The sequence below is a fragment of the Marivita sp. genome (assembly GCF_965656765.1).
GTDB lineage: Bacteria > Pseudomonadota > Alphaproteobacteria > Rhodobacterales > Rhodobacteraceae > Marivita.
The window spans coordinates 1-3,171 of sequence record NZ_CBFHLV010000120.1; the positions used below are offsets into that span (position 1 = coordinate 1).

A 3,171-nucleotide genomic window follows, 5' to 3' on the forward strand; every position below is an offset into this window, starting at 1 on the left:
TAAGAAGGCTTTTCTTCATATAAAACAGCAACTTAGCCGAATTATATGGTGCCCGGGGGCGGAATCGTACCACAGACACGAGGATTTTCAATCCACTGCTCTACCCCTGAGCTACCCGGGCACGGGTGAACGATCATCGTTCGGGTGGCGGCGTTCTATGTGACGGTTTGGGGCGTGTCCAGTGGGTTTTCGCGTTAAAATGCAAAAACAAATCTATGCAACGAGGGGGGCGGGATGCCGGGGCTTAATCAAAGGCAATAGCTTGCCATCTCGAGGCAGATAAGCAAGCTATTGTGATGATGCCAAGCTTTGATTTTGAAGAACAATTATGGGCCGATGGCCACCTTCGGATTGCCGGGGTTGATGAGGCCGGGCGAGGGCCTTTGGCGGGGCCGGTTGTCGCGGCTGCAGTTGTTTTATCCCCTGGCCAAGTGCCGTCAGGCTTGAACGATTCCAAGGCGTTGACAGCTCGGAAACGCGATGCGTTGCTGAAAGTGATTATGGAACAGGCCGAGGTTGGGATCGGTGAGGCAACAGTGCAGGAGATTGACGAGATCAATATCCTGCGGGCCAGTCACCTCGCGATGTGCCGCGCGATTGCAGCGCTCCCACATCCTCCGGATCATGTGTTGATCGATGGCAATCTCATTCCTCGGGGCTTGACGTTTTCCGCGACGCCGATCGTCAAAGGAGACAGCCTTTCTCTGAGCATCTCCGCGGCTTCAATTGTGGCCAAAACAAGGCGTGATGCGATCATGTGGGATTTGGCGCAACAGTGCCCCGGGTACGGATGGGAAACAAACCAAGGCTACCCCACGAAGTGTCACAAAGAAGCCCTTCGAAATCTTGGTGTGACCCCTCACCATAGACGTTCATTTAAGCCGGTCCACAATATGTTGTGACAAGTAAAAATCACAACCACTTGATTCAAAAAAGAAATTGACCGCGAATCGGCTTTGACTCATCTTTTGAACCAATCACAAAGCGCAACAATTGCGCCGGGACGATAGGCAGAGAATGACAAAGATGACCAAGCCGAACAGCGCGGATGCGCTGCCGATAAACACGATTCTTGCAGGTGACTGCATTGATATCATGAATGGATTGCCCGCTGCGTCGGTCGATCTGATTTTTGCGGACCCTCCCTATAATCTTCAGCTTAAAGGGGATCTGCATCGCCCAGACAATTCCCGGGTCGACGCGGTGGATGATGAATGGGATCAGTTCTCTAGTTTCAAGGTCTATGATGAATTCACGCGCGCCTGGCTCAAGGCGGCGCGGCGGCTGTTGAAGCCGGATGGCGCGATTTGGGTCATCGGATCGTATCACAACATTTTCCGTGTGGGTGCCGCGCTTCAGGATGCGGGATATTGGATTCTGAATGACGTGGTCTGGCGCAAATCGAACCCGATGCCGAACTTTCGGGGCAAGCGGTTTACCAACGCCCACGAGACTATGATCTGGGCGTCAAAATCTGAAGGCGCAAAATACACGTTCAATTACGAAGCGCTCAAAGCGCTGAATGACGGCATCCAGATGCGGTCGGATTGGGTTCTCCCGATCTGCAACGGTGGCGAGCGGCTCAAGGATGCAGCCGGTGACAAGGCGCACCCAACGCAGAAGCCGCAAGCACTTTTACATCGCGTTCTGGTTGGCGCGACAAAACCTGGCGACATTGTGCTTGATCCGTTCTTCGGAACCGGCACAACCGGCGCGGTTGCCAAGATGCTGGGTCGTGACTGGATCGGTATTGAACGCGAAGAGAAGTACCGTGTTGTGGCCGAGCAGCGCATCGCGTCAGTGCGCCGGTTGGATAAAGCGGCTCTTGAAACCTCGACCAGCAAGCGTGCTGAACCGCGTGTGCCGTTCGGACAGCTTGTCGAACGTGGCATGTTGCGCCCTGGCGAGGAATTGCTGAGCATGAATGGCCGTCACAAGGCCAAGGTTCGTGCTGATGGCACGCTGATTGGCAACGACATCAAAGGCTCGATCCATCAAGTAGGGGCGCATCTGGAAAACGCCCCAAGCTGCAACGGGTGGACATACTGGTGCTTCAAACGAGATGGCAAAACCGTGCCCATCGACGTGTTGCGACAGCAAATACGGTCTGAGATGACCTGACTTTCAAAGAACACCGCCGGTGCCTGCGGTCATGATCCGCGGCACTACACCTTGCCCCGCCGTTATTCGGCGGGGTTTTTTTCTGTGCTGAACGGCTTGTCGTGTTCAGAAAGGCGGGCGCAAAATCGTTGGCGTCTGCCAACCACAGCCCTATAACACGCCGGACCGGCGAAAGAGATCACGTGCTCATGCGGCACAGACCAAAAAAAGGGAAGAGACCAAGATGAAATGGGCCAGAGCACGAGCATCCGACCAGACCGAGATTGTGGGCGTTGTTGCGGACAATATGCTGCATCCACGTGCAGCGCTTGGGTCCGAAGCTTCTGCCGGTGAACCTGTTGCGTTGTCGGACGTATCGCTTTTGCCGCCTGTTGTGCCGGGCAAGTTTTTTGGCCTTTGGAATAATTTCAAAGCGGCCGCTGAAAAGGCGGGGAACGAACATCCGTCGCATCCGCTCTATTTCTTCAAGGCCGACACGTCTTTGGCCGGTCATGGCGACGAGGTTGAACTGCCTGCATCCGCCGGGCGTGTTATCTTCGAGGGCGAACTGGGCATCGTCATTGGCCAACAATGCAAAAACGCGTCGCCAGAGGAAGCCGAGCAGGCGATCTTTGGCTATACCTGCATCAATGACTTTACGTCGCTCGACATCTTAAATGCAGACCCGTCCTTTCCCCAATGGACCAGGTCCAAAAGCTTTGATGGCTTCGGCGTGGTTGGCCCAATGATTGAAACCGATCTGGCATGGCAGGAAGCGACGATCACTGTGTTGGTCAATGGCCGTGAACGTCAATCCTATCCGGCAAGTGACATGATCCTGCCGCCGGCAGAGATTGTTCGCCTGCTCTCGCAAGACATGACACTCAACCCGGGCGATCTAATCGCCTGTGGAACCTCTTTGGGCGCGCGGCCGGTCAAAGCTGGCATGGAGGTCGAAGTTGTAATTGATGGTATTGGCGGCGTGAGCGTGACACTGACAGCTGCTACTGACGCGTGATCGGAGGGCCCAACGCTGCTCGCTTTGCGGCATCGGCCATCACCGGGATAAAT

The 3,171-nt window shown here is 55.0% G+C and carries 3 protein-coding genes and 1 tRNA gene; 3 read left to right on the plus strand and 1 reads right to left on the minus strand.

What is annotated here, in order from left to right:
- Positions 1 to 46 precede the first annotated feature (46 nt).
- Positions 47 to 121: transfer RNA gene (locus ACTG4M_RS17220), tRNA-Phe, on the minus strand.
- A gap of 175 nt (positions 122 to 296) precedes the next feature.
- Between ACTG4M_RS17220 and ACTG4M_RS17225 the strand changes: the two genes are divergently transcribed.
- The 3 genes from ACTG4M_RS17225 (at position 297) to ACTG4M_RS17235 (ending at position 3,118) form a co-directional block, all read left to right on the plus strand.
- Positions 297 to 902 carry a ribonuclease HII gene (locus tag ACTG4M_RS17225; protein ID WP_439124900.1) on the plus strand — a complete coding sequence of 202 codons (606 nt, stop codon included), beginning with the start codon at positions 297 to 299 and terminating at the stop codon, positions 900 to 902.
- A gap of 115 nt (positions 903 to 1,017) precedes the next feature.
- Positions 1,018 to 2,121 (plus strand): site-specific DNA-methyltransferase, encoded by a 1,104-nt coding sequence (locus ACTG4M_RS17230; protein ID WP_439124901.1) that lies wholly within the window; start codon positions 1,018 to 1,020, stop codon positions 2,119 to 2,121.
- 223 nt (positions 2,122 to 2,344) lie between these two features.
- Positions 2,345 to 3,118, plus strand: coding sequence for a fumarylacetoacetate hydrolase family protein (locus tag ACTG4M_RS17235; RefSeq protein WP_439124902.1), 774 nt, complete (start codon positions 2,345 to 2,347; stop codon positions 3,116 to 3,118).
- Positions 3,119 to 3,171: the final 53 nt, after the last annotated feature.